Here is a 24,052-nt window from a genome sequence, read left to right as displayed (position 1 = left end):
GATTTACCTTCCCCCTCGGCCGGCCCGACCCTTCAATACCCACCAGAATGAGCAGCCATGACCAACTCGACAGTCAACGCCCTTTCGGCCGACGCCTGGGACGCCTCTTCCAATTCAGCCGCGCTGCCTCCGCGGACTGGCGCGCTCACAGACATTCGCGTCGTCGACCTGTCGCGGGTGCTCGCCGGACCACTGTGCGGGCAGATGCTCGCTGACCACGGTGCGGACGTAACGAAAGTAGAGCCACCAGCCGGCGACGAAACCCGCGGTTGGGGCCCGCCGTTCGTCAGAGAAGACCACAGCACGTACTTCGACGGGCTCAACCGCAACAAGCGCAACATCAGCGTCGACCTACGTATCGAGGAAGGACAGCAACTCCTGCGCCGAATGCTCGCCGAGGCCGACGTCGTGATCGAGAATTTCAAGGCCGGGACGCTCGAGAGGTGGGGCCTGGGCGACGAAGTACTCGCCGCGGAGTTCCCGCGCCTCGTACACTGCCGGATCACCGGGTACGGTACCGACGGGCCGCTTGGTGGCGCGCCCGGGTACGACGCAGTGCTTCAGGCACTGTCCGGGCTGATGAGTATCAACGGCGAAGCTGACGGCGAGGCGATGCGGATCGGGATCCCGCTGGTGGATATCGTCACCGGCCTCAATGCGATGAACGGCATCCTCATGGCGCTGCACGTGCGGCGCGAGACCGGGCGCGGGCAGCTTGTCGACCTCGCGCTGCTCGACAGCGCGGTGTCGATCCTGCACCCACACGCCGGCAAATGGTTCGCTACCGGCGTCGCGCCGGAACGCACCGGCGTCGCCCATCCCACCATCTGTCCTTACGAGACGTTCATCTGCAGTGACGGACCGTTCTTCATTGGTGCCGGCAACGACCGGCAGTTCCGGTCGCTCGCCAACGCGTTGGACGCGCCCGGGCTCGCCGAGGACCCACGGTTCACGACGAATACCGATCGTATGGCGAACGCAGTACAGCTGCGCAAGGTCCTCGGCGGACTCATCGGCGGTTGGCAGCGCGAGGCCCTGGCCGCCGCACTTCGACTGGCCGGTGTTCCCTCGGGGGCCGTGAACAACGTCGGGGAGGCACTCAACCTTCCGCAGGTGCGGCACCGAAAGATGGTGATCGAATGCGACGGGTACCGAGGCGTCGGCGTACCAGTAAAGCTGTCCGAGTCCCCCGGTTCGGTGCGATTCGGCCCTCGCCACCGCGGCGCCGACACCGACGCTGTTCTCGCCGAGCTCGGATTTTCCGAGAACGAGGTTGCGTGTCTACGCGGCTCCGGGGTATTGCCGGAGTAGCGGGGCCGATTACTCGACGAGGGGAGCCCGCTGGCACCGTTCCCCAATGCGGGCCCTCACCGGTGAGCTCGCAAGGTCGGTGGGCTTCACTGACATGGTCGCCGCCCGAACGGTCCTAGCGCCGGTGTGCAGCAACACCCGTGAATTCCGTCATTCGGGAGCGTTCCGAGGACGGCATACCGATGGCAGGTCCCCGATAGTCGCACAACCGTGTTCTCGAGTCGCGGTTGCGTGAGTTCAGTCGATCTCGCAACCCACGGGTTGGTGGGTGTGGGTGCATTGGGCAGCGTACTCGGCCGGGGTGAGGTAGCCCAGCGATGAGTGTCGGTGCCGACTGTTGTGGTTTTCCTTGAAGTCTCCGATCACGACCCTCGCTTCGAGCTGACTCGTCCAGTGATTGCGGTTGAGGCATTCCTTCCGCAGTCGGTTGTATACGGATTGGATGTGTCCGTTGTTCCACGGTGTCCCTGGCGAGATCTAACTTATACCGATCCGATCGGCAGAACTGTTGCAGCACAGTGGATACGAACTCCGGACCGTTGTCCATCCGCAACACCAGCGGCGGTCCCCCACAGCGCGAACGCCTTGTCCAACTCAATCCAAGCGAGCCATCGCACCGGCCTGGAAGTAAGCGATCATTGAAACCTTCGTCGCCCCCGCACTGCCCATTCGTGGTCCCCGTCGAAGACACCGAGCAGCACCGCATGCTCGGGAGGCTCGAAGTAGCGGTCGGAGGCCAGTTCCAGCAGCACATGCTTCTCCCTGAGACGAACCTGCCCGAGCACGTTGACTCGCAGAAGTCGCGCCGTCGGCCACCCCTCCCGCAGCGCCTCGGCGTCGTCGCGCAGTGCGGCGGGGCGGTCGAGGCCGCCACGTGAAGCCGCGGCCAGGCGCGATCGAGTTCGATCATAGATTCACGCTCAATCTCGTAATGGTGTTTCACAATTGCTCAGACAACTCGTGTTCGTACCGCGCGCTTTCGCCCATCAACTCTGAAGGCCCCGGAGAAGATGGTCTTATCCACAATGAAGAATGGCTATCTGACACTTACTTGACTGCAAGCTAATGTGACACGACACACCAACCCTCTATCATCATATTCGTTGCACCCCAACCTTTTTAATCGATACTCAAGGCTGTTACCCTTGGCCGTGGCACGGTTCCCGCCGATCAACTGATCTCGATTAGCGAAGTGGTTTGTCGAGTGCCTTTCCCAACAAAAACCCTCAAGGAGCACGCTATGCCGCTGTTGCATGTGACCCAGACCCCCGGCCAATCCGCCGAAGCGAAGCGTGAGCTATTGAAAAAGCTGACCGCTGCATACGTGGACGCGACAGGAGCGAAACCGGCAAGTGTCTGGGTGACGATCGAAGAAGTGTCGAAGGACGATTGGGCCATCGGCGGTGAGACTCTGACCGAACGAGCCTCGAAGCCGGCCTGACCGACGTTCGGCGAGCGACTCCGACTTCTCGTTCGGCCACCTCGGTCGCGCGAGAGGCCGGAACCCACCCTCGGTTCTCACTGAACGTCGGCGCCCCCGATCAACTGGACGTGGTGCCCTCCGCTCACCTGCTGAGCGGAGGGCACCACGTCGACTCGGCGGACTGCCAATGCGGGCTGGATCTAGGAGGAGAATTCGACCTGAACCGATGAGTAGGTCTCAGCCATCGCCGAGACGAACTCCTCGGCAAACCTCACGTGGTCGGGATGTGTCAGGTACGCGCGAAACTCGTCGATGCCATCAAATGTTGCGGGAACGGCGTAGTCGGCGTTGCCGTCCTTGATTCCGAGATCTCGGCCGTGCCGATACTGAACAATCTGCGGACGGCAGCCGAAGTCGGGACCAACAACTATAAGTCAGTCATCGTGACTGATCGACCCTCACACAAGGAGCAACTTTCATGGATGATCCCGTTCTCGTCCAGCGCGACGGTGTTATCGAGACCTGGACAATCAATCTGCCCGAAGAACGCAACCCGATCTCCGGTGAGGACGTGATCGACGCGCTCGTAGCGTGCGTGGCCGCTGTCAATGCCAGCCATGAGACCAGAGCAGTCATCGTGACGGGCGCCGGTTCCGCGTTCTCGGCCGGCGGTAACGTGAAGGACATGGCGGAAGGCCGCGGGCTCTTCGGAGGCAAGCCTCACCAGCAGCGCGAGGGCTATCGGAAGGGAATTCAACGTATACCTCGGGCGATGTACAACTGCGACGTCCCCCTGATTGCGGCGGTGAACGGCCCCGCAGTGGGCGCCGGCTGCGATCTCGCGCTCATGTGTGACATGCGGATCGCCTCCGACACAGCCTTCTTCGCAGAAAGCTTCGTCAAGCTGGGCATTATTCCCGGGGACGGTGGAGCGTGGTTGCTGCCACGCGCGATCGGCGCGGCCCGCGCTGCCGAGATGACGTTGACCGGGGACCGCGTCGACGCGGCGACTGCACTGGAATGGGGGCTGGTCTCCCGGGTCGTCGCCCCGGAGCAGCTGCTCGACGAGGCGCGCGGGCTGGCGGAGCGCGTAGCGGTCAATCCGCCGAACTCGGTGCGGATGGCAAAGAAGCTTTTGCGTGAATCCCAGCATCTGAGTCTCGATAGTTTGCTCGAGTTGTCCGCTGCCATGCAAGCGCTGTCCCATCACACCGCCGACCACCGGGAGGCCGTCAGCGCGTTCTTGGAGAAGCGTCCGGGTTCCTTCACAGGTGAGTAGCACCTGCATCGCTCGAGGCTGGGTCGGTATCACCGGAGAATGACCGCCCAGCCGCCCGCGAGCTCAGTATGAGAACCACAACGAGCAGGATCTATCGAGGTTGCCAGGCGGGCTCCCGTCTCCCAGAGCACCTCGTGTTTGAGTAGCGGTCCCGACTTGATGGGCGAGAAGTTGGCGGCGGCCGGGTCGCCGAAGGCCCGCCAACCCAGTTGCGGCACACCGTCATCGGCAGGTGCCGACCGGGAGCGGCAGCGGCCCAGACGTTCCGGACACCGCGCCGGCAACTGATCGGACATCGGGCCAAGGGCATGGGGATCGGCGCTGGCGGTCCTACTCCCCGATGAGGTGGTCCCGCTCCCTGTGTCAAAGCCGAACCTGTGGCTCCGGTTGTAGGGTGGAATTTGGTGGGTGCGGACGACGAGGCGGCATCGTTGGGGGCTCTACTGGGCATCGTTGCCGGCGCCGCGGGCATCACCGTCTCCGCGATCGCCCTGTTTCCATGCTGGCGCACCTGTGAATCACGAACCCGGCCATCGCATTTTCGGTCGCCATCCGGCCTGATCGGACCGCACCACCCCGGCACCACCGTCCCCGGCCCACAAGTGAACTGCATCGCGACCACCGCACCCCGGGGTGCTGCACCGCCGACAATCATCTCGGGTCCCACAGTGATCGCTCGACACTGTTGAGTTCCCCGAGAACCTCGTCGAGCGCAGCGGTCGGGATGCGGAAGTATTCGCCCTCCGACACGCGGAGACAGTCGCGTACGTAGGCGAGCATGGCGAGTTCACGTTCGAGGTCTGCTGCGGTTCGATCGCCCACCGTCTCATCCTGCCCGAGTGGGCGGGAATCAGAGCGCGCCGCACGACAAACGCGAGAGGCACCGTCAGTCCGGCTTCCGTCGCTCGTCAAGGAAATCGGCATCGCCGGGTCGTTGTTCGTGTTCGCCGTCGGCGTGGCGGCGCTTGTGTTCGCGTGCAAGGCGCCCGAAACGCGGGGCCGTTCCCTCGATGCGCTCGAAGAGGGCGTCACGACCGGCGAGATCTACATCGGGATGCGCTGAGAGCGCCCTCGCCCAACACCAACCAGTTGTGCGGGCTGAGGCTGTGGGGTGGCGGCCGCCCCGCCGACCGCATCCTGTTCCGGGCCAACAGTTTCACGCGCACGCCTGACGATTTTGGGCAGACAGTCGCGCCAGCGCAGACTCCGCCCCTCCAGGCAGCGCGCGCCCGGAACTCCGGCTCGCCCCGGCGTGGAGGTGATCGCACTGCAGGCCGCCAGCCACTTCGGCGTGTTGTTTTGATCTGCTCATTGGTGCCCGAATGTATGTGTTTACGCCCGTATATGTTGACATGAGAGCCACGTCACAGCTATAACTGTCCGCAGGCTCATCGATACAGCGACGCAGGATCAGGCAGGGCCGCCTCGATCGGTCGCCGCCTCGGCTGCGACAGCGAACCGCTAGGAAAGGCGCGTGACATGAAGTTCGTAGCCACAACCTCGTGCCCTACGGGCATCGCACACATATGCCTGGCGGCGGAATCGCTGGAGAAGGGTGCCGCCCGCAGCGGTCACGACATCCACGTCGAGACGCAGGGCGCTTCTGGCTCCGAGCCACTCGACCCCGAGGTGATCGCCGCGGCCGACGGGCGATGGCGTGGGTGCCCAACCCATCGCACTGTGCGCGGAAATCCTTCTTTTCCAAGATATTTCAACCGCAAGAGGAAGTAGACATCTCGTGAAACCCATAGTTGTTCGCAGCGCCATAGTCGCCGCGACCGGCGGGCTGCTCTTCGGATTCGACACCGCCGTCATCTCCGGTGCGGAGGAACAGATCCAGCAGGTGTTCGCGCTCAGCGATGCCAAGCTGGGCTTCACCGTCACCACCGCACTCATCGGGACGATCCTCGGCGCTCTGGTCGCCGGCCGGCCGGCAGACCGGTACGGCCGCAAGAAGGCGCTCTACGTGATCGGTGTCCTCTTCGTTCTTGGCGCCCTCGGGTCTGCCCTGGCCCCGAACGTCGAAATTCTGATGCTGTTCCGGTTCATCGGTGGCATCGGCGTGGGTGGTGCCAGCGTCTGTGCACCGATCTACACCGCCGAGATCGCCCCCGCGGCCAACCGAGGACGCCTGGTCGGGTTGGTGCAATTCAACATCGTGCTCGGCATCCTCATCGCCTATGCATCCAACGCCGTCATCCGCGCGGCGGTCCCCGGCGACAATGCTTGGCGCTGGATGCTCGGCGTCATGATCGTTCCGGCACTGGTGTTCGTCCTCATGCTGCCGACCGTTCCCGAAACGCCACGCTGGCTGGCCGCCAACGATCGATGGGACGACGCGACCGCAACGAGCAAGCGCCTGTGCGCCACCCAAGCCGACGTCGACTTCCAGATGAGTGAGATCCGGGAGTCGCTGGCGGCCACCGCGAACATGACGAAGGTGCCGTTCTTCACGCGCGGGCACCGCAAGGTGATCCTGCTCGCCGTCGCGATCGCCGTCTTCAACCAGTTGTCGGGCATCAACGCGGTCCTGTACTACGCGCCACGGGTCATGCAGGAGGCCGGCGCCAGCACGAACGCCGCGTTCCTGATGAGCGTCGGGGTGGGCGCGATGAACTTGGTCGCCACCATGGTCGGGCTGAGTCTGATCGACCGGCTCGGCCGGCGCAAGCTGATGATCGTCGGCTCGATCGGCTACCTGATGTCCCTGGGATTCCTTGCCGCCGTGATGTTCTACTACGAAAATGCGCGCGGTGGCGAGTTCACCTCTACGTCGTCGATACTGGTGCTGATCGGGCTGATGGGATTCATCGCCGCCCACGCCGTCGGCCAGGGCTCGGTGATCTGGGTATTCCTCTCGGAGATCTTCCCGAATCGGATCCGTGGTCAGGGGCAGTCGCTGGGCAGCCTGACCCACTGGGTGTTCGCCGCGATCACCTCGTTCGCCTTCCCGCCGATCATCGGTGCCCTCGGTGCCGGCGCCGCGTTCAGCATCTTCTTCCTCGCCATGGTCGGTCAGCTGATCTGGGTGCTGAAGGCGATGCCCGAGACCAAGGGTGTGCCGCTCGAGGAGATGGAGGCCAAGCTCGGCGTCGCACTCGACCACGGCCCGGACCAGCCGACCGCGGTACGGGCGCACTGATGACCAGCCGCGTACTCAGCCTCGGCGAAGCACTGATCGACGTCGTCACCAGGCCCGGATTCACTCAGGAACACGTCGGCGGCAGCCTGCTCAACGTCGCGGTCGGACTCGGCGCACTCGGCCACCCGGCCAGCATCTGCTCCCACTGGGGCAAAGACCCCCGGGGAAATCTGCTCAGACAGTGGGCAGAGTCCGCCGGCGTGCAGATCACGCCCGGAACCGACTCCGCACACAAGACGTCGGTCGCGTTCGCCCGGATCGACGCGGACGGACACGCAAACTATGAGTTCGACCTGAACTGGGCGGTCCCGCAACTGCCGGACCTGGAACCGTTCGGGCATCTGCACACCGGCAGCATCGCCGCCACCGTCGAACCGGGCGGCTCGACGGTGGTCGTCGCCGCCGAACGGATGCGGCTCCTCGGTACCGTGTCATACGACCCGAACATCCGTCCCGCACTGATGCATTCGCCCGACACCGTCGTCGACCGCGTCGAGCACCTGGTCTCACTGTCCGACGTGGTAAAGACCAGCGACGAGGACCTCGACTGGCTCTACCCGGGCGTGCCGGTCGAGAACATCATGCGGCGGTGGGTGAAGACAGGACCAGCAATGGTGGTCGTCACCCGCGGATCCTGGGGCGCCTACGCGCGACTGGCTCACAACCGGGACATGCTCCACATCGACCAGACACCGGTCACCGTGGGCGACACCGTCGGTGCCGGGGACTCCTTCATGGCCGGACTACTCTCCGGACTACTTGACGCGGGCCTGCTCGGCTCACCCCAAGCACGGGATCGACTCGCGGCTGTGGACTGGCCCGATGTCCAACCCGCACTGCTCCGCGCGATACACACGAGTGCGTTGACGGTCAGCCGATCCGGCGCGTACGCGCCCTCCCGCGCGGAAGTGCACGCCCTTCATGCGCTCGACCCGGCCCTCACCTGAACGATCCTCGCGGTCACCGAGGACGCCATGCGCGGTTACCGGCGTTGATGCACAACCCCATTCACGAGAGGAATCACCCGACGTGCAACGGTTGTTCATCCGGCACGGCCACACCCCCGCCACCGTCCGCGGCGAACTCGGCACCCGCGTTCCCTGCCTGTGGCCGCAGTCAAGGCGAAGCTCGGCTTCGACCCGAGCTGACCTTCCAGGTCGAACCTGAGGTGATCGCCCACACCCGCAACGCGCGCGAGCGCGACCACGCGGCCGGAGTGCAGACGAAGTTCGCATGGACTACCCCGTGCCGGGATTGGGCGATAAGCAGGTCCTCTGGCAGGCGGTCGGGACAAGCGCGGAAGCAAGTCTTCCGGTCGACGCGTCCGGGCATGTCCGCAGCGCGTTGGTTCCGGTGCGCGACGACCGATCGGCACCACTGACGTCGACACCACCGACCTGATCGAGTGTCTTTCAACTCGCTCCGACGCCGGCTTTCGTTTCCGCTCCCGGCCGCATCGACAACCCATTTACACCTCTTACCAGCGATTTTGCTGCGACTCCCCCACTCCCCACGCTGATCGACATCACCGGAGAATATGCGTCTCCGGATTGGCGACGGTGTAGGGTCCGCGGGCAGTGGCATTTTGCGACGCTGCGACCTGCGGACTTCTCACTTCTCTCGCGGCATGGCCACCGTAATCTGTCTCAACTCCCTGGCATTTTCTTCTGTCTTGGGGAGGGGCAGCCGTGTCCAGGCTCTGCTGCGACGCCCGATCAGGACTCCCCGCCTCCTCCTGTCGGGAGTGGTTGGGGCGCAACAGAGGAACACTGCTACATCGGAACCCGCGCCGCTCAGCTCGATTCCGGCAACGGGACCGCTACCGGGGATCGATGAACGACCGGGTTGCCGGGATTCGCAGCGATGCCGAGCAGTACGGACGTTTCCGCGCGGCCGGTCCATCGTCGGGTGGCAGGATCAGTGGTATCGAGATCGGGTAATCGATGTGAGTGCCCGGATCGAGATTGTAGGGAGCATCAGCATGGCGCAGGGCATTGTGAAGTGGTTCAACGGTGAGAAGGGCTTCGGTTTCATCGCACCCGACGACGGAACTCCGGACGTTTTCGTGCATTTCTCGGAAATCGCGGGCAGCGGCTTCAGGTCGCTCGATGAGAACCAGCGGGTGGAGTTCGTGGTCGGCCAGGGGCAGAAGGGCCCGCAGGCCACGAACGTACGCTCTGTCTGACCGGCATCACGTAGGGACCGCATCCGTTTCGGTGCCGTCCTCAGTCGATCCGGTCCGCGGTCGCAACCAGGAACATGGGGGATTCACTCGACGTGTCCTCAGACGCAGCGTCGCCCTCGTGGGCTGAGCGGGCGTCCTGGTAGTGGTCGACAAGCGACGGCTGCTTCCCTGCTGTTGCCGGCCACGAGTCTTCCGGAGCAGGCTCGCGGCCGTGCTGCTCGGTCGCCACCTGCCGCTCCCAATCCGCATCTGATCGTGCCCGCGGAACGCTCATGCGGTCTCCTCCGAACTGCGCCCCCAGAGGAGTTGCTCTCCACACAGATCACGCGCCAGCGATTCGCCGGTCGCGCCCCGACGCGTGACGAGCCCTCATCCCTTTGTAGTGGTTCGGGCCACCGGTGTCACTATCGCGAGGGTTCAGTGCTGAGCATCACCGCGCAGGACTGGTGCCTCACTCGAAGTCGGGAGCGTCTCCGCCGCCCCACAGTTGCTCGGTCAGAGAGTGTTTGAGAACTCGCGATGGCGGCAGGTGCCTGACTGAGAACCGAAGAGGTGGGCTCCTGGTTGGGTCGGTGAGTACCAAGTCCTAGCCCACACCAGGAGCCCACAATGACATCATCGCCGATTCCGCCATGCCCGCCCCACGCGGTGGACGGACATGGCTACGCGGTGTACCCGTCGTCGGTCACCGACGCAGAGTGGGCGACCCTCGAACCGCTGTTGCCCGCGCCGGGCAGCACGGCAGGCCGCGGGGGACGACCCGAGAAGTACTGCCGCCGTGTGATAGTGGACGCCATCTTGTACATCGTGCGCGGTGGTATCGCGCGGCGGCAACTGCCGGTGGAGTTCCCGCCAGCCGGGACGGTGTACGCGGCCTTCGCACGCTGGTCACACAGCGGCGCGTGGCAGCACATCCTCGACGCGCTGCGCGACCGCCTGCGGGTGCGGGACGGGCGGGACCGGTGCCCGACCGCGGCGATCATCGACTCGCAGACGGTGCCGGCCGCCGACACCGTGCCCCGATCGAAACGCGGCTGGGATGGCGGTAAGAGAACGAACGGCGTCAAACGGCACATTGCGGTGGATGTGAACGGCCTGCTGCTCGCCGTCGTCGTCACCGCTGCCTCGATCCAGGACCGCGACGCCGCGCACCGACTCCTGACCGCCCTGCGCGGCAGATACTCCACCATCCGGCTGGTCTGGGCCGACGGCGGTTAACCCGGACGGCTGCCCGTCTGGGCGAAAGATGTTCTCGCCCTGCCTATGCAGATCATCAAACGCATCCCCGGCGCCACGGTTTCCACGTCCGGCCTCGCGTGTGGGTGGTCGAGAGAAGTTTCGCGTGGATCAACAAGCACCGCCGCTGCGTGCGCGACTACGAAACCAGACCCGACCACCATGAAGCCATGGTTCACATCGCGATGATCGCGACCATGACCAGGCGACTCGCCCGAACCTGACGGTTTTCAAACACACTCTTAGCTTGTCGTTTAACCTCGGCCATCGCGTGGGGCAGTTGGTGATGATGTTGTTCGGCGTGTCGCCGCGGCATGGGGCGACCACCGCCTGATCATCTTGAGGTTCCTCTCACAGAACTTTCGAGACAAAGGCAAGCGGTGGCCGTGAGTGTCAGTGTGCCCTACACGCAGGTGGTCGGGGAAGGGTCGTGCGCGGATGACGGGGTCGAGCTGGTGTCGTTCCGCGAAGAGTTCTACCGGTGTTTGTCGGCGCGCAGCGATGCGGTGTTCGAGCTGACCGATGCGCTGCTGTGTTCCGGGGACCCGGTCACCACACTGGTCGACTTGTCGCTGACCCCTGAGCATAGGCGCGGTCACGGCGCCTTGTACGACGGATTAAACTGCGGCCGAGTAGATATCGGTCGACTGCGACGCGCAGTCGGAGCACTTCCCCTGCCGCGAAGCAGCGATGGCCGGATCGTCCTGGCCATCGATATCAGCCCGTGGCTGCGCCCGGATGCGCCAACCAGCTCCCAGCGAGCGTTCTGTCACGTCTACGGTCGCGGTAAGAATCAAGCACAGTTGATCCCCGGGTGGCCGTATTCCTTCGTCGCCGCGTTGGAGGTGGGCCGCACGTCGTGGACGGCGGTACTCGATGCGGTGCGCCTGCGGCCCGACGACGACGAAACTACGGTCACCACGGCACAAGTCCGTGAAGTAGTCGGGCGATTGCAATCGGCCGGGCACTGGAGAGACGGCGACCCGGACATCGTGCTCGTCTTCGATGCCGGGTACGAACTGGCACGGATGGCGTTCCTACTCGCCGATCTACCGGTTCAGGTGTTGGGTCGGATGCGTTCGGATCGGGTGCTGCACTTCCCCGCGCCGCCGCCGGGTCGAACCGGGCGCCCACCCCGGCACGGTGCCGAATTCAAATTCGCCGACCCCCAGACCTGGCCCGAACCCGACAGCAACACCGATACCGACACCGACCGCTACGGAACAGCCGTCACTGCGGCTTGGAATCGGTTGCACCCGAGGATCACTCACCGTGGATCGTGGGCCGACCACCCGGGACCGCCGCCGATCGTCGAAGGCACGGTGATCCGGCTGACGGTCGATCACCTGCCCGGCGACCGGCATCCCAAACCGGTGTGGCTCTGGTGCTCACATCCGGGTGCGGGCACCGCCGATATCGACCGATTGTGGCAGATGTTTCTGCGGCGCTTCGATATCGAGCACACGTTCCGGTTGTTCAAGCAGACGTTGGGCTGGACCGCCCCGAAGATCCGCAACCCCGAGGCGGCCGACCGATGGACCTGGATCGTCCTGGTTGCGCACACCCAACTCCGGCTCGCCCGGCCGCTCGCCGAAGACCTACGCCGTCCGTGGGAACGACCCGCCCCACCGCGACGGTTGACGCCGGCCCGCGTCCGTCGAGGGTTTCCGCGCATCCGCGCGACCATGCCCAATCCTGCCAGTGCACCGAAACCCAGTCGACCCGGTCCCGGACGCCCACCCGGCTCGAGGAACCGTCGCCCCGCCCAGCACCATCACGTCGGGAAACGCACGAAAATCGACATCACGGAGCCAAAAAGTGAAACCCAACCAGGTTAAATAACAAGCTTAGCGACGCCACCCTCTTCCAGGATCGCCCACGAAGATGCGGGGCCGCATTCACCGCACCCAGCCCGGGCTGCCGACCACATCGCGCAACACGATGATCGGGCCAGCCTCAGCGGACGTGCCGGGGCTATATAGGCGAGCAGGCGAGTCCACACTCGAGGTCTGCTGCGGTTCTATTGCCCACGGCCTCATCCTGCCCTGAGCGGGCGGTCATCAGAGCGCGCCGCTCGACACAAACGAGAGGCACCGTCAGTGCGGCGCAGCATCCTGGTCACGGGGAGGGACTTGGCGTTCGAGCAACTCAGCAAGCTGCTCGATGGTGACCTCCACGGTGCCGAACATTGGATCCCCCGAGGACGGCATACCGCGGCAACAGGAGTCGGTCGGTCACGCTCATCAGCGGACCATCACCCGCTTCAACCGAGTGGGAGCGGCAACTTTGCCGCAGCGTCATGGAATGCTCGCACAATCGCGGCCGAAATCCGACCGCGGAAGGACACTTTACGGCCCTCCCCGATTGCCCACTCGCGAATCTCCTTGGTCGTCGCCTTCGCCGGCGCGGTGCCCGCCGCCGCGCCCGCCACCGGAGCCTTCTTCACGGCCGTCGCTTCCGCAGCAGACTTTGCGGCCGCCGACTTCGCGACCGACGTCTTCGCCGGAGCCTTCCCCGCGACCATCTTCGCCGCGGCCGCCGCCTTCGCCACCGTCGCCTTCGCCATCGACGTCTTCGCCGGAGCCTTCCCCGCGACCATCTTCTTCACGGCCGCCGTCTCTGCGGCCGCCGCATCCGCAGCCGACTCCACAGCCGGCGTCTTCGCCCCTGTCGTCTTCGCGCCCGTCGTCTTCGCGCCCGTCGTCTTCGCGCCTGTCGTCTTCGCGCCTGTCGTCTTCGCCGGAGCTTTCCTCGCGACCTTCTTCTTCACGGCCGTCGTCTCCGCGGCCGCCGCATCCGCAGCCGACTCCACAGCCGCAACCGCCTTCGTTGCCGCCCCCTTCGCGACCGTCTTCTTCGCGACCGACGTCTCCGCCGGAGCCTTCCACGCGACTACCTTCTTCGCAGGCGTCTTCTTCGCCGGCACCGCTTCTGCCTGAACCTGCTTTGCCTGAGCGTCATGGAACGCTCGCTCGATCTCGGCCGAAATCCGACCGCGGGGTGACACTTCACGGCCCTCCCCGATCGCCCACTCGCGAATCTCTTTGGTCGTCGTCTTCGCCGGAGCTTTGTCGACCGCCGCCGCGCTCTTCGCCGACGCCTTCGTCGTGGCTATCTTCTCCGCGGCCGTCGTCTTCGGCGCTGTTGTCTTCGCCGGAGCCTTCTTCGCCACCGGCGCCTTCTTGGCGACTGCCTTCTCCGCGACCGTCTTCTTCGCGACCGACGTCTCCGCCGGAGCCTTCCCCGCGACTACCTTCTTCGCAGGCGTCTTCTTCGCCGGCACCGCTTCTGCCTGAACCTGCTTTGCCTGAGCGTCATGGAACGCTCGCTCGATCTCGGCCGAAATCCGACCGCGGGGTGACACTTCACGGCCCTCCCCGATCGCCCACTCGCGAATCTCTTTGGTCGTCGTCTTCGCCGGAGCTTTGTTGACCGCCGCCGCGCTCTTCGCCGACGCCTTCGTCGTGGCTATCTTCTCCGCGGCCGTCGTCTTCGGCGCTGTTGTCTTCGCCGGAGCCTTCTTCGCCGCCGGCGCCTTCTTGGCGACTGCCTTCTCCGCGACCGTCTTCTTCGCAGCCGTCTTCTTCGCGGCCGACGATTTCGCGGCTACCTTCCTTGCCGGCGCCGTTCTTGCCTGAGCGTGATGGAAAGCTTGCTCGATCTCGGCCGAAATCCGACCGCGGGGCGACACTTCACGGCCCTCCCCGATCGCCCACTCGCGAATCTCTTTGGTCGTCGTCTTCGCCGGAGCTTTGTCGACCGCCGCCGCGCTCTTCGCCGACGCCTTCGCGGCGGCTATCTTCTCCGCGGCCGTCGTCTTCGGCGCTGTTGTCTTCGCCGGAGCCTTCTTCGCCGCCGGCGCCTTCTTGGCGACTGCCTTCTCCGCGACCGTCTTCTTCGCAGCCGTCTTCTTCGCGGCCGACGATTTCGCGGCTACCTTCCTTGCCGGCGCCGTTTTTGCCTGAGCGTGATGGAAAGCTTGCTCGATCTCGGCCGAAATCCGACCGCGGGGCGACACTTCACGGCCCTCTCCGATCGCCCACTCACGGATCTCCTTGGTCGTCCTCTTCGCCGAACCTTCGGAATTCCTCGGTGATACCGCCATCGTGCTCTCCTTCTACATCGGCAATCGTCGACCGCACACAGTAATGGCAGGTCCGTCTCGGTGATGCGGAAGCTCACCCGAGCTGACATTTCAATTGTCTCAAGACATTGTCCATGTGGGCGGACCAACACGACCCTCGTGGAGCTCAAACTCACATTCACCGAGCTTCTTGCAGGGCGAGCGTGGCTCGCCATGGCAGGAGTTAGTCTCCAACGCATTTCCGAAATTGTCTCGGCGGCTGGGGATTTAGTGCAGCGGCTTAGACTATTTCTGTGTTCAGGGCGGCCAGCGGGCGTGCGCGTTACGGCCCACCATCTACTGACCGACGACTGTGCCGGGAATTTCGGCGGTGCAGCGTCTTCCGGACTCGGGTCGCAGCGGTACCGAACCCTACGATGCAGGCGCGCGTCGGCCACATCCCCAGCAGCCGGGAGAACATTGTCATGACCGTGCCACCGCATGTGGAGTGTGGCCTCTCGCAGTCGGCGTCATCGGTGTCCCCACAGCGCCGCGGTACGCGGCGATCGCCTACCTCGACGCCGACGCCCCCGATCTGCTGCCGCTGCGCGCCGGGGATGTCCCGGCCGTCAACGCCGTCCGCGCCGCCCACCGCGCGCACGCCACCTCCCCGCCGCCCTCACTCACTGCGTGCAGGCCGGGGTGCGGGGGGCTGTCCACCGGCGAATCTGCACGCAGGCGTCCTCGTCACCGGCCGGCGGGCGGTCGTCGGATCCGCCGGCACTTCCCGCGGCTCGACCATCGCCGATGAGGCCGTCATGATCACCGACGACCCCGACACGATCACAGCCCGCCCGGAGGTTCATCGACACCCTCGACGAGATCACCGAAGTCGACCACGCAATCCAACGCCACCGCCACCGCGATCTGGCAGATCGGCCGGATCGTGCCCCTGCCCGGGATCGGTGGCCGGACACGCGCTGAACCCGAATTCCTCCCCACCCCGGTCACCCGAATGTTCCTGTGGCACCGCATCGACTACCAACCCGGCGCGACCGAACTGCAGAAGCAGGACACGCACACCACCCGGCGGCGCACCGTAGCGGGTCCGGCCGCGAACTACGCTCTCGAGTGGTTCCGCGTCAACACCCCCGGTGGCACGAACGCACAGGCATGGTCACCGACTACGACGCACCGGCGAGTCACCGAATCCGACGACACAGCGGACACCTCCCTCGAAGAGCTCACCGCCAGCAGGAAAGTCTCCCACCGTTGGACGTCGAAGACACCGACACCGTAGACTCCTTCGAACTACCCCGGCGCCGACCTGTCCGGCGAACAACTCACCGTCCGCGTCATCTCCGACAATCCGGCGAAGTCACCTGCATAAGTTGTTCCTGGTCCATCACCGCAGCCGACTTGCCGACAAGCAGCAGCCGATCTGCCGCGACTGTGCCTGAGACCGGGACGGTCAGGGCTCGGGTCGGTCGGCCGGAACCTGCGGGTAGACCACGACACCGTTCTCCTTCACCCACGTCTCGTCACCGGCGTCGGCATGCTCGACGAGCAACTCGACGGTCGGGATCTCCTCGGCCAGTGGGTGATCGAACGCGGCCCGGGCGTTGCGGGCGCACACCGTCTCCTCGGAGCTGCCGGTGTAGAGGGCGTCGATGACGAACCCCGGGGTGAACCGGCCACCGAACCCGTCACCGCCCCGCAACGCTTCCTGTCGGCCCCGCCACCACCTGGTCAACGCCCGGGCACGGGTGATGTGCTGGGGTGCTTCGACATCGAGGGTCGTGAACTTCTCGTACTCGGCGTACGCGAGGTCGGTCTCCAGCCGCGGGCCGAGGCCCGGGCCGACCGACACCGACGTCGATCTGCTCCGCCGGGTAGGCGTCGACGATCGCATCCCGGGTTCGGCGGCGAGCGACCGGGTCGAACAGATGAATCGATGCGGAGGGACCGTCCTTGTCGAGGATCCCGCCGGGCCGGCACCAGGCCTCGAGGTCGGCGGCGACAGCAGCGGGGTCAGAGTGCATTCGCCTGCGCACGCCGATCCGCGGTGGCCGCGAGCAGCACCCGGTAGTCATCATCACTGAGCAGGTCGCGGGAGCGTTCGATCTGATCCCAGGTACCCCGCACGTAGCTCTCCCCGAGCGGGTCGTCCTCGGCGACATGGCCGAAGGTGTAGTCCCAGGCGATCAGTTCGGCCATCATCCGATCGTGATCGATCCGCTTCGCAGCATGCTCGAGCAGCACCTCCCGCGGGCCGCGATCCCGGGCCGACGGGTTCAACCGCAGCTTCTTCACGATCCGGCTGACCTCCGGTTGCGTGACCGCCAGATTCTTCGCGATCACCCGTTGCGGCACCTGATTGTCCGTCGCGTGCGCCACCGCGCGCAGCAACTTGATCTGCAGCAGTTCCTTCTCCGCCGGGATCGCCCGGAGATCACGCTCGACATCACCGGTCAACGCCACGCAAACCACCTCCAACTGCACTTATACAGGTGTGTATCACCGCGGTACCCGCCACACCCCAGCGGCACCGGTAGCCCTTTCTCCGCCGACATCTCCCCCACGTCGACCAACCGGCACACCGCCGGACTCGATGCCCATAGCGAGGTAACCGGGTCAACTCGTTGGGGGCTGCGGCCCCGTTAGCGGGAGTTTTTCTCGGCGTCCGCGGTCGCCGGGTGCACCGCGACCAGGCCGAGACCTTGCCGTCGCTTACACAGCCGCGCCAACTCCCGATACGCGGCCTCACCGAGCAACTCGGTGAGCTCCGGCGCATACGACTGCCACACCGCCCTGGCGCCGACGTGCGCGTCCGGCGAGCCGGAGCAGTACCAGTCCAGATCCGCGCCGCCCTCACCCCAGCCGCGGCGGTCGTACTCGGTGATCGTCGTCTTCAAGATCAGCTCGCCGTCGGATCGCTCCACCCATTCCTGGGTGCGCCGGATCGGCAGCTGCCAGCACACGTCCGGCTTCACCTCGAGCGGCTCGATCCCACGCTCGAGCGCCATCGAATGCAACGCGCACCCGATGCCACCCTCGAAGCCGGGACGGTTGAGGAAGATGCACGCACCCTTGTAGCGGCGGGTACGCAGCGCCGGCTCGTCGTCGAGCTCGTCCTCCTCGATGTACCCCTTCTTCCCGAGACCCTGCTTCATGAACTGCCAGTCCTCGGGCCGGAGCAGCTTCACGGACTCGTGCAACCTCGCGACGTCCTCCTCGTCGGTGAAGAAGGCGCCGTGCGAGCAGCAGCCGTCGTCGGGTCGGCCCGCGATGATGCCCTGGCAGGCCGGGGTGCCGAACACGCAGGTCCAGTGCGAGAGCAGCCACGTCATGTCCGCGGCGATGAGGTGCTCGGCGTTATCGGGATCGAGGAACTCCACCCATTCCCGTGCGAAGTCGAGCGCCACCTCGGGGCTCGGCGTCATCTTGTCCGACGGCCTCGGAATACCTGCTGTCACAAACCCCCACGGTAGCCGACCCACGTAACAGACAAGGACTGATCGGATCCCCGCCCGAGGAGCAAGGTGCCCGACCCGACTCTCGCCGATCCTCCTGCGATATCACCGCGGTGCTATCCGGTCGATCAACCCCAGACCCGGTGCCCCGCATCGGAAACGACGCGAAGTGGCGCGGTCCAGCACGAACAGGCGCCCTGGGGTGACGATCGGCGGAGCCTTCATTCGACATCGACGGCCATCAGCGTCACGCGTCGTCCCGTCACCTGCTCCATGTCGATGACGAGGTGGCAGGTGCCCGACGGGATCGACCAGGGCACCGTTGTCCGATCGTGAAATCGGGCCACGCTGTCCGAGAAGGAAAGATGCGTAGCGCGGCCCATGACGACCACGCTCCACCCGTTGCGAGCCGACAGATCGATGCCGTCAGCCTCGAAAGCGAGGAACTCACCGTCGAAGCGTTCCGACCACACACCGTCGGCAGGGATGACGACTTCGCCCGCCACAGCCGCGAATGTCACCGGCCGTAGCGCCGGCAATGCGTTCTCGGTGAAGACCACCCGCCCGACCGACACCGAACGCAGCAAACGGATGCAGTCGGCCAGAGAGAACGCGGGATCCTGGGCTGTCATGGTCATGATGGTCTCCTCCGCGCACGATGCTGTACCCCTACCATCAGCTTCACCACCGTTCTGAAGACAGAGGACTATGTCACCTGTCACGCTCGACGAACTCGCACAGTGCCCGCACCGCAACGTCGGCGAACCCACGCACGAGGCAGTTGAGGAATACACATACGCAAAGCACCCCGCCCGAAACACCCGGGTGAGCTCCTCCGAGGCTGACAGAAGAACGTGCGGACCCAGCAGTGCCCCAACAACGCGGCCAGCGACAGCCGAAGTCGACCTAAGCACGCCACGTCATAGGTCGAGCCCGCGAGGATGAAGGCCGTCCGCGACGCGGGCTGGTAACCTCCGACGCCCACGTCCGCCTGCGCACGCGCCGGCCGACCCGTACGGGAGAATCAGTGCCATGCACGCCCGCCGCCGCCCCGGTCGCTTCTACGCTGTCCTCGCAGTCCTGCTGCCCGCCCTGATGGCCGGTGCCTGCGCACCGTCCACCGACCAACCCGCGGGACCGGTCGCGCCGCCGCCGGGACCGGAGATCACCGTGTCCCCAGCCGACGGCACCGCCGCGGTCAACCCGCTCGACCCCGTGTCGGTGAACACCACCGGTGGCACCCTCGAGACGGTCACCATGACCAACGACGAGGGCCGGCTGGTCGAGGGCATCTACACCCCCGACCGTCTGGCCTGGAAACCGGGAATACCCCTCGGCTACGGCAAGAGCTACACCCTCGCGGTCACCGCCGTCGGCGACCAGGGCGCCCGAAGCGAGAAGACCAGCACCTTCACCACGGTCACCCCAGGAAACCAGACCATGCCGTCCTTCGTCACCACCGGCGGCAACTTGCTCGCCGACGGCGGCACCTTCGGCGTCGGCGCCGTGATCGTCACCCACTTCGACGAACCGATCACCGACCGCGCCGCCGCCGAGAAGGCCCTGCTCGTAGACACCGCACCCCCGGTGACCGGCTCCTGGTACTGGGCCGACGACCAGAACGTGCACTGGCGACCGGAGAACTACTGGACACCCGGCACCCAGGTCACCGTCCGCGCCGACGTCTACGGCATCGCGCTCGGGGAAGACCTCTTCGGCCAGGAAGATGCGCAGACCTCGTTCACCATCGGCGACGCCCACATCTCCGTCGCAGATGACACCACCAAACAGGTCACCGTCACCGACAACGGGCAGGTGGTCCGCACGATGCCGACGTCGATGGGCCGAGGCGGCACCGAAGCCGTGGGCGGTCAAACCCTGTCGTTCTGGACCCAACCGGGCATCTACACAGTCATCGACAAGGCCAACCCGGTCATCATGGACTCCTCCACCTACGGCCTGCCGGTGAACTCCCGCCTCGGATACAAGGAATCGATCAACTACGCCACCCGCATCAGCAACGATGGCATCTACCTCCACGAACTCGCCGAGACCATCTGGGCGCAGGGCAACACCAATGTCTCGCACGGCTGCCTGAACCTCAGCCCCGACAACGCTCGCTGGTTCTACAACTTCTCCGTGCCCGGCGACATCGTCGAGGTCCGGGGAACCGGCGGCGCACCCCTCGAGCTGTGGCAAAACGGCGACTGGTCCGTCCCGTGGGACCAATGGCTCGCCGGCAGCGCCCTGCGCTGACCGTCGACCGGTGGGCATTATGGCGGCCCGTCCGGCGGCTCTCGTCGCCGGCAGGGAGATGGCATCCGGGACCGTAAGTGATCTGGTCGGTAGCCGAAGGCAACGTGGTGGGTACTTGCGGTTTACGCTGCGAGACGAAGGCCTCTCCGCAGCAATGGTTGCCGACGGATCTTCTCCCACGTATGCCGACAGGACCCGACTCCTTCGTCGGTGCCGAGATCTAGTCGGCACCGTGGTCGTGTCGTGGACGGATCAGCATTCATGAGTGGGCGACCGATTTCCGCCCGATCAATCTCCCCTGTGCCTGCCGGGCCTTTCTTCTGCTGTCCCCGGCTTTGGAGCGGAGCGGTCCGTGCTGGGATCGATGGTCAGGTCCGTGGTGTCGGCGAAGATTAGTCGACCATCGTCGAGGGCGATTGCCCATCGGTGTGCCGGCGCCCATTCGTGCCCGCGGCCCCCAGGCTCGGTCAGTGCCGCATAGTCCTCGACGACCTCGCCGGTAACGTCGGCCTCGGCGTTTCTGCGGACAAGCACCCGAGTGCCGATAGCCAGAGTGGGGCCGATCACCAGGCGGTTGCCTTTGTTCGTGGCCATTCTTTCGCACCTTCTGCTCGACGGACCCGGGCGATGGCTACCGCGGAGTCGGTCACAACTCTGATCTTTTGCTCCCACAGCCTATCTTGTGACCTCGAAGTTGTCTGTGGGAGATCGGGAGAGCGGGCATCCCGCGAGCCGATCCTCGCGGGATACGGGGCGATCCAGATTGCCGGTCACCCAGCTGGGTCTGCGTCAGGCGATTTCGAATCGGTCGAGGTTCATCACCTTGTCCCAGGCGGAGACGAAGTCTCGCACGAACTTCTGCTGTGCGTCGTCGGAGGCGTACACCTCTGCGAGAGCGCGCAGTTCGGAGTTCGACCCGAACACGAGGTCGACGCGGGTTCCGGTCCACTTCACCTCACCGGTGACGCAGTCGCGGCTCTCGTAGATCTGCGAGTCCGTGGACCTCGGCGCCCATGTCGTTCCCAGGTCGATCAGGTTCGCGAAGAAGTCGTTGGTCAGCGTCCCCGGCTTCGAGGTGAGGACACCCTCCTCCGACCTGGTGTTGTAGTTCGCGCCCAGCACCCGCAGGCCGCCGACGAGGACCGTCAACTCGGGAGCGGTCAAGGTCAGCAGGTTCGCCTACGATCCCCCCGAAAGTGCTAGCAGAGCAACGACCAGCATCCGCTTCTTGCCGACCTTGTCGCCGATGCGGCCGACGATTGGTGTGCACACCGAGGCGGACAGCAAATATGCAGTGAGAACCCACGTCACTGTGGCCTGGTCGGTGTGTAGCTCTGATTTGATCTCGCGCAGTACGGGCAATACGAAGTGTTGCAAGAGCACGAACGCAAGAACTGACACGGACAGGACCACGAATGTGATGCGGTGGCGGGGACGGCTGTCGGCGGTCACGACGCTCCTGAGTACGGCGACAAGTTTTCACCGCCCTCAGCACGCCCATACCTTCAGCTCGAGGGTTCTGGCTTCAGGGGCACGCCGCTCGAGAGGATCGCTGAGGTCAGCGTGGCCGCCGGCTGCTCCGGCGCACGAGGATTGGGCAGTAATACCAGTTCGAGAGCAGGCAGCGCCGGAAGCCCGGTCGACGCGGGCAACTCCACAATGTCCGAGGACAGCAGTGACCGCGCGAACACCGCGATGCCGAGCCCGGCCCGAACCGCTGCGAGAACGCCGTTGACGCCTCACGCCACACAAGTGATCCGACTGCGCATGCCTGCCGCCTCGAGCGCCTGCAGCTCGCCAACGGCCTGAGTCGTTTTCGGGGCTTTGGTGGAGCGGGCTGTCGGGCACCGGTGCACTCGATGGCAAGTTCGCGAAGCACGCTTCCACGCGACGGTTGCGACTCCTGCGAATGACGGTCTTTAGCCAACCATGGTTATTCGTCACGCCGCCGACCCGATCGTGCCGATGGCATCGGGGTATTTAGAAGAGCATTCATCGAGCACGCAACAAGCTCGTCGGGGAACTCGGCGTGTCGTGAAAGGTGCGGAATACGGACAAGATCATTGAGTGCTGTGCGAACCGCATTCACCAGCGCGAGTGCGTCTGCCTCGGTGACTTCTGAACGCGAGGTTCGTAGCCATTTGACCCATTCGGCGAGGTCGTCCTGGCGGATTCGCCGATCACGCTCGGCAGCACTAGCGGGGAGGTTGAGGGCTTCGGTAACTGAAACCGCGAACAGATCCGTTGCTTCGGTTGCGATACGAACATAACCTCTCACGAGGCCTTCGATGACCTGTTCATCGGAGGCGCTGTGATGCATGGCCCTGGAGCTCTCCAGGGCCATCCATTCCTGTACTCGGATGATCATGGCGGAAAGGATGTCGGCCTTGCTGTCGAAGTACCTGTAGACGGCAGGGCCTGCGATGCCGAACTCGTCGAGGCTGACTCCACCGAAACCGCGCTCCCGGAACGCGCGCGCCGCTGCTGCGATGATCTGTTCGCGACGTGATGTACCTGGTCGTTCATTTGCGACTGGAGCCTCCGCCGCTGGCGCATCGCGGGACTCGGGTGACGCTGACGCCAATTCGGGGGTATTGATGGCTGCCAACGCAGCAGACACCAGTAGTGGGGACAGGCGACGCTGCGACAGTGACCGGTCGTAGTGCCCTGGGCTGGTGATGATGCTCACCGCCATCCACGCGCGTACGTCGGCACCGAATCTGCTCTTGGAGGGATCGGCTTTTTCAATGGCCCTTCGCACCGCGCCTCCGATGCGACGAGTACCCTCGCGCACTCGCTCGAAGTCATCGGCGGTGAGGTGCCGTGCTTCTCGCTGCCATAGGGGGCCGAGTCGAAGGCTCTCCAGTGATGCCTCGACCATTCGCGTCAATAACTCCTCTAAGCTGCAGACGCCGGTTTCGGAGCGCTCGGCGGATTGGGCTGCCATGAGCAGTCGGTCCTGGTCTTCGAGGACCACCTGCGACAGTAGATCCTGCTTGTTGGCGAAGTGCCGGTAGATCGCCCGTGCGGTGACGTCGGTTGCCTCGGCGATGTCTTCCATCCGCACGGCGTGAAACCCGTATTTCGTGAACAATTCACTGGCGTTGTGGAGTATCTGCGCACGCCGGTCACGGGGTCGCCGGCGCGTGGCAGTGGACGCCTTCACAGTTTGCGATGCGGTCACGACGCCCCTTTTCCTCCTCGAGGCCCATATGGGATGCACACGATGTCCGGACTGGCGGCGCAGCCGTTAGTACAGCCTTCTGACGATATACCGGCGGCGGACGGTCCCCCGCAGTACCCCGCACTGCCGCCGTTCGAGGGCCGATCGGACACAATGCCTCCTCCCACGCAGGGCGGCGCAGGCGCACTGCGCCCGAGCGTAGGTGAAGTCTCCACTACGGCCGCAGTCCGAACAGCATGCACAATTTTCGATAAGAGTCATGGACAACTTCCGTTACATGATGCTACGTACTTGGTTCGATGAAAGATACGTTTGCCTGACATTTTCGGCTCAACACTCAGCGATGCGCCCCTCACGCTGCCGCGGTTCACTCGCGGATCGGCAGCTCTTCTTGCTGGGTATTTGCTGCCTCAACAGGTCATATGCTTCCGTATGAACGAAAAATCAACCATGTATCCTCTGAACGCTCCGGCTCTGAGCAGTTTCACAATTTCAGATAC

Annotated in this window: 25 protein-coding genes and 2 pseudogenes; 14 read left to right on the top strand and 13 right to left on the bottom strand. The window is 64.9% G+C overall.

The window, feature by feature from the left end; all coding sequences use genetic code 11:
• Positions 1–57 precede the first annotated feature (57 nt).
• Positions 58–1,311, top strand: coding sequence for a CaiB/BaiF CoA transferase family protein (locus GO592_RS33990; RefSeq protein ID WP_007299828.1), 1,254 nt, complete (start codon positions 58–60; stop codon positions 1,309–1,311).
• A gap of 237 nt (positions 1,312–1,548) precedes the next feature.
• Here GO592_RS33990 and GO592_RS46705 read toward each other — a convergent pair whose 3' ends face one another.
• The gene (locus tag GO592_RS46705; protein WP_082325006.1) at positions 1,549–1,788 is read right to left on the bottom strand and encodes an integrase core domain-containing protein; all 240 of its coding nucleotides are present in this window, start codon (positions 1,786–1,788) and stop codon (positions 1,549–1,551) included.
• Positions 1,789–1,982: 194 nt separating this feature from the next.
• Between GO592_RS46705 and GO592_RS33980 the strand changes: the two genes are divergently transcribed.
• Together GO592_RS33980 and GO592_RS33975 are read left to right on the top strand one after the other, a co-directional pair.
• Complete coding sequence (locus tag GO592_RS33980) at positions 1,983–2,189, top strand: hypothetical protein (RefSeq protein ID WP_039952550.1); 207 nt, start codon at positions 1,983–1,985, stop codon at positions 2,187–2,189.
• 362 nt (positions 2,190–2,551) lie between these two features.
• Complete coding sequence (locus GO592_RS33975) at positions 2,552–2,752, top strand: tautomerase family protein (RefSeq protein ID WP_005264727.1); 201 nt, start codon at positions 2,552–2,554, stop codon at positions 2,750–2,752.
• A gap of 182 nt (positions 2,753–2,934) precedes the next feature.
• On the opposite strand, the gene GO592_RS33970 is transcribed toward GO592_RS33975, so the two are convergent.
• The gene (locus GO592_RS33970; protein ID WP_237720573.1) at positions 2,935–3,096 is read right to left on the bottom strand and encodes a Dabb family protein; all 162 of its coding nucleotides are present in this window, start codon (positions 3,094–3,096) and stop codon (positions 2,935–2,937) included.
• A 116-nt stretch (positions 3,097–3,212) separates the two neighbouring features.
• On the opposite strand from GO592_RS33970, the gene GO592_RS33965 reads away from it, so the two are divergent.
• Positions 3,213–4,013 (top strand): crotonase/enoyl-CoA hydratase family protein, encoded by an 801-nt coding sequence (locus tag GO592_RS33965; RefSeq protein ID WP_007299825.1) that lies wholly within the window; start codon positions 3,213–3,215, stop codon positions 4,011–4,013.
• Positions 4,014–4,664: 651 nt separating this feature from the next.
• Here the strand turns inward: GO592_RS33965 and GO592_RS33960 are convergent.
• Positions 4,665–4,835, bottom strand: a complete 171-nt coding sequence (locus tag GO592_RS33960) for a hypothetical protein (protein ID WP_007299824.1) — start codon at positions 4,833–4,835, stop codon at positions 4,665–4,667.
• Positions 4,836–4,947: 112 nt separating this feature from the next.
• Between GO592_RS33960 and GO592_RS46000 the strand changes: the two genes are divergently transcribed.
• The 5 genes from GO592_RS46000 (at position 4,948) to GO592_RS33940 (ending at position 9,340) form a co-directional block, all read left to right on the top strand.
• Positions 4,948–5,076 (top strand): hypothetical protein, encoded by a 129-nt coding sequence (locus GO592_RS46000; RefSeq protein ID WP_272943289.1) that lies wholly within the window; start codon positions 4,948–4,950, stop codon positions 5,074–5,076.
• A gap of 416 nt (positions 5,077–5,492) precedes the next feature.
• Positions 5,493–5,744, top strand: a complete 252-nt coding sequence (locus GO592_RS45995; RefSeq protein WP_082325003.1) for a PTS fructose transporter subunit IIB — start codon at positions 5,493–5,495, stop codon at positions 5,742–5,744.
• 7 nt (positions 5,745–5,751) lie between these two features.
• Positions 5,752–7,155: a sugar porter family MFS transporter gene (locus tag GO592_RS33950; RefSeq protein ID WP_007299823.1), complete on the top strand. Its 1,404-nt coding sequence runs from the start codon at positions 5,752–5,754 to the stop codon at positions 7,153–7,155.
• Positions 7,155–8,102 carry a carbohydrate kinase family protein gene (locus GO592_RS33945; protein ID WP_007299822.1) on the top strand — a complete coding sequence of 316 codons (948 nt, stop codon included), beginning with the start codon at positions 7,155–7,157 and terminating at the stop codon, positions 8,100–8,102. Before GO592_RS33950 ends, GO592_RS33945 begins: the two co-directional genes overlap by 1 nt.
• 1,034 nt (positions 8,103–9,136) lie before the next feature.
• Complete coding sequence (locus GO592_RS33940; protein WP_007299821.1) at positions 9,137–9,340, top strand: cold-shock protein; 204 nt, start codon at positions 9,137–9,139, stop codon at positions 9,338–9,340.
• 40 nt (positions 9,341–9,380) lie between these two features.
• Here the strand turns inward: GO592_RS33940 and GO592_RS33935 are convergent, their stop codons facing one another.
• Positions 9,381–9,614, bottom strand: coding sequence for a hypothetical protein (locus GO592_RS33935; protein ID WP_007299820.1), 234 nt, complete (start codon positions 9,612–9,614; stop codon positions 9,381–9,383).
• A gap of 335 nt (positions 9,615–9,949) precedes the next feature.
• On the opposite strand from GO592_RS33935, the gene GO592_RS33930 reads away from it, so the two are divergent.
• Positions 9,950–10,558, top strand: coding sequence for an IS5 family transposase (locus GO592_RS33930; protein WP_237737175.1), 609 nt, complete (start codon positions 9,950–9,952; stop codon positions 10,556–10,558).
• Positions 10,559–10,962: 404 nt separating this feature from the next.
• Positions 10,963–12,414 carry an NF041680 family putative transposase gene (locus tag GO592_RS33925; RefSeq protein ID WP_237737149.1) on the top strand — a complete coding sequence of 484 codons (1,452 nt, stop codon included), beginning with the start codon at positions 10,963–10,965 and terminating at the stop codon, positions 12,412–12,414.
• A 425-nt stretch (positions 12,415–12,839) separates the two neighbouring features.
• Here the strand turns inward: GO592_RS33925 and GO592_RS46700 are convergent, their stop codons facing one another.
• Positions 12,840–14,681, bottom strand: a complete 1,842-nt coding sequence (locus GO592_RS46700) for an Lsr2 family DNA-binding protein (protein WP_202715068.1) — start codon at positions 14,679–14,681, stop codon at positions 12,840–12,842.
• Between the two features lie 466 nt (positions 14,682–15,147).
• On the opposite strand from GO592_RS46700, the gene GO592_RS33915 reads away from it, so the two are divergent.
• Both GO592_RS33915 and GO592_RS46335 read left to right on the top strand, forming a co-directional pair.
• A complete protein-coding gene (locus GO592_RS33915; protein ID WP_193385471.1) occupies positions 15,148–15,450 on the top strand; it encodes a hypothetical protein in 303 nt (100 codons plus the stop codon).
• 362 nt (positions 15,451–15,812) lie between these two features.
• Positions 15,813–16,099 (top strand): annotated as a pseudogene (locus GO592_RS46335) (DUF4193 domain-containing protein).
• 11 nt (positions 16,100–16,110) lie between these two features.
• On the opposite strand, the gene GO592_RS33905 reads toward GO592_RS46335, so the two are convergent.
• The 4 genes from GO592_RS33905 to GO592_RS33890 form a co-directional block, all read right to left on the bottom strand.
• Positions 16,111–16,509 (bottom strand): hypothetical protein, encoded by a 399-nt coding sequence (locus GO592_RS33905; protein ID WP_007295949.1) that lies wholly within the window; start codon positions 16,507–16,509, stop codon positions 16,111–16,113.
• A 161-nt stretch (positions 16,510–16,670) separates the two neighbouring features.
• Positions 16,671–17,120, bottom strand: coding sequence for a hypothetical protein (locus GO592_RS33900; RefSeq protein WP_007295950.1), 450 nt, complete (start codon positions 17,118–17,120; stop codon positions 16,671–16,673).
• 179 nt (positions 17,121–17,299) lie between these two features.
• Positions 17,300–18,082 carry a hypothetical protein gene (locus tag GO592_RS33895; RefSeq protein WP_007295951.1) on the bottom strand — a complete coding sequence of 261 codons (783 nt, stop codon included), beginning with the start codon at positions 18,080–18,082 and terminating at the stop codon, positions 17,300–17,302.
• A gap of 251 nt (positions 18,083–18,333) precedes the next feature.
• Entirely contained in the window at positions 18,334–18,750 is a 417-nt protein-coding gene (locus GO592_RS33890; protein ID WP_007295952.1) for a pyridoxamine 5'-phosphate oxidase family protein, read from the bottom strand.
• 394 nt (positions 18,751–19,144) lie between these two features.
• Between GO592_RS33890 and GO592_RS33885 the strand changes: the two genes are divergently transcribed.
• A complete protein-coding gene (locus GO592_RS33885) occupies positions 19,145–20,368 on the top strand; it encodes a L,D-transpeptidase (protein WP_007295953.1) in 1,224 nt (407 codons plus the stop codon).
• Between the two features lie 288 nt (positions 20,369–20,656).
• Here GO592_RS33885 and GO592_RS33880 read toward each other — a convergent pair whose 3' ends face one another.
• The 4 genes and pseudogenes from GO592_RS33880 to GO592_RS33865 all read right to left on the bottom strand — a co-directional run bounded on the left by GO592_RS33880 (position 20,657) and on the right by GO592_RS33865 (position 23,552).
• On the bottom strand, positions 20,657–20,962 hold the full coding sequence (locus tag GO592_RS33880; RefSeq protein ID WP_007295954.1) for a hypothetical protein: 306 nt from the start codon (positions 20,960–20,962) through the stop codon (positions 20,657–20,659).
• A gap of 195 nt (positions 20,963–21,157) precedes the next feature.
• Positions 21,158–21,547: pseudogene (locus tag GO592_RS33875) on the bottom strand (peroxidase family protein); the annotation flags it as partial.
• Entirely contained in the window at positions 21,548–21,820 is a 273-nt protein-coding gene (locus GO592_RS33870) for an MFS transporter (protein WP_007295956.1), read from the bottom strand.
• 481 nt (positions 21,821–22,301) lie between these two features.
• Positions 22,302–23,552: a TetR/AcrR family transcriptional regulator gene (locus GO592_RS33865; RefSeq protein WP_007295957.1), complete on the bottom strand. Its 1,251-nt coding sequence runs from the start codon at positions 23,550–23,552 to the stop codon at positions 22,302–22,304.
• Positions 23,553–24,052: the final 500 nt, after the last annotated feature.

This window comes from Rhodococcus sp. 21391 (genome assembly GCF_016772255.1).
GTDB classification, from domain to species: Bacteria; Actinomycetota; Actinomycetes; order Mycobacteriales; family Mycobacteriaceae; genus Rhodococcus_F; species Rhodococcus_F opacus.
Note: the sequence above shows the minus strand (reverse complement) of the source record. Positions and strands in the feature narration are given on the sequence as shown.

Excerpts from the sequence above, each read along its gene's own strand:
- GO592_RS33990 (WP_007299828.1), top strand. The coding sequence starts at position 58 with ATGACCAACTCGACAGTCAACGCCCTTTCGGCCGACGCCTGGGACGCC.
- GO592_RS33975 (WP_005264727.1), top strand. The coding sequence starts at position 2,552 with ATGCCGCTGTTGCATGTGACCCAGACCCCCGGCCAATCCGCCGAAGCG.
- GO592_RS33965 (WP_007299825.1), top strand. The coding sequence starts at position 3,213 with ATGGATGATCCCGTTCTCGTCCAGCGCGACGGTGTTATCGAGACCTGG.
- GO592_RS45995 (WP_082325003.1), top strand. The coding sequence starts at position 5,493 with ATGAAGTTCGTAGCCACAACCTCGTGCCCTACGGGCATCGCACACATA.
- GO592_RS33945 (WP_007299822.1), top strand. The coding sequence starts at position 7,155 with ATGACCAGCCGCGTACTCAGCCTCGGCGAAGCACTGATCGACGTCGTC.
- GO592_RS33940 (WP_007299821.1), top strand. The coding sequence starts at position 9,137 with ATGGCGCAGGGCATTGTGAAGTGGTTCAACGGTGAGAAGGGCTTCGGT.
- GO592_RS33935 (WP_007299820.1), bottom strand. The coding sequence starts at position 9,614 with ATGAGCGTTCCGCGGGCACGATCAGATGCGGATTGGGAGCGGCAGGTG.
- GO592_RS33930 (WP_237737175.1), top strand. The coding sequence starts at position 9,950 with ATGACATCATCGCCGATTCCGCCATGCCCGCCCCACGCGGTGGACGGA.
- GO592_RS46700 (WP_202715068.1), bottom strand. The coding sequence starts at position 14,681 with ATGGCGGTATCACCGAGGAATTCCGAAGGTTCGGCGAAGAGGACGACC.
- GO592_RS33895 (WP_007295951.1), bottom strand. The coding sequence starts at position 18,082 with ATGACGCCGAGCCCCGAGGTGGCGCTCGACTTCGCACGGGAATGGGTG.
- GO592_RS33890 (WP_007295952.1), bottom strand. The coding sequence starts at position 18,750 with ATGACCATGACAGCCCAGGATCCCGCGTTCTCTCTGGCCGACTGCATC.
- GO592_RS33885 (WP_007295953.1), top strand. The coding sequence starts at position 19,145 with ATGCACGCCCGCCGCCGCCCCGGTCGCTTCTACGCTGTCCTCGCAGTC.
- GO592_RS33880 (WP_007295954.1), bottom strand. The coding sequence starts at position 20,962 with ATGGCCACGAACAAAGGCAACCGCCTGGTGATCGGCCCCACTCTGGCT.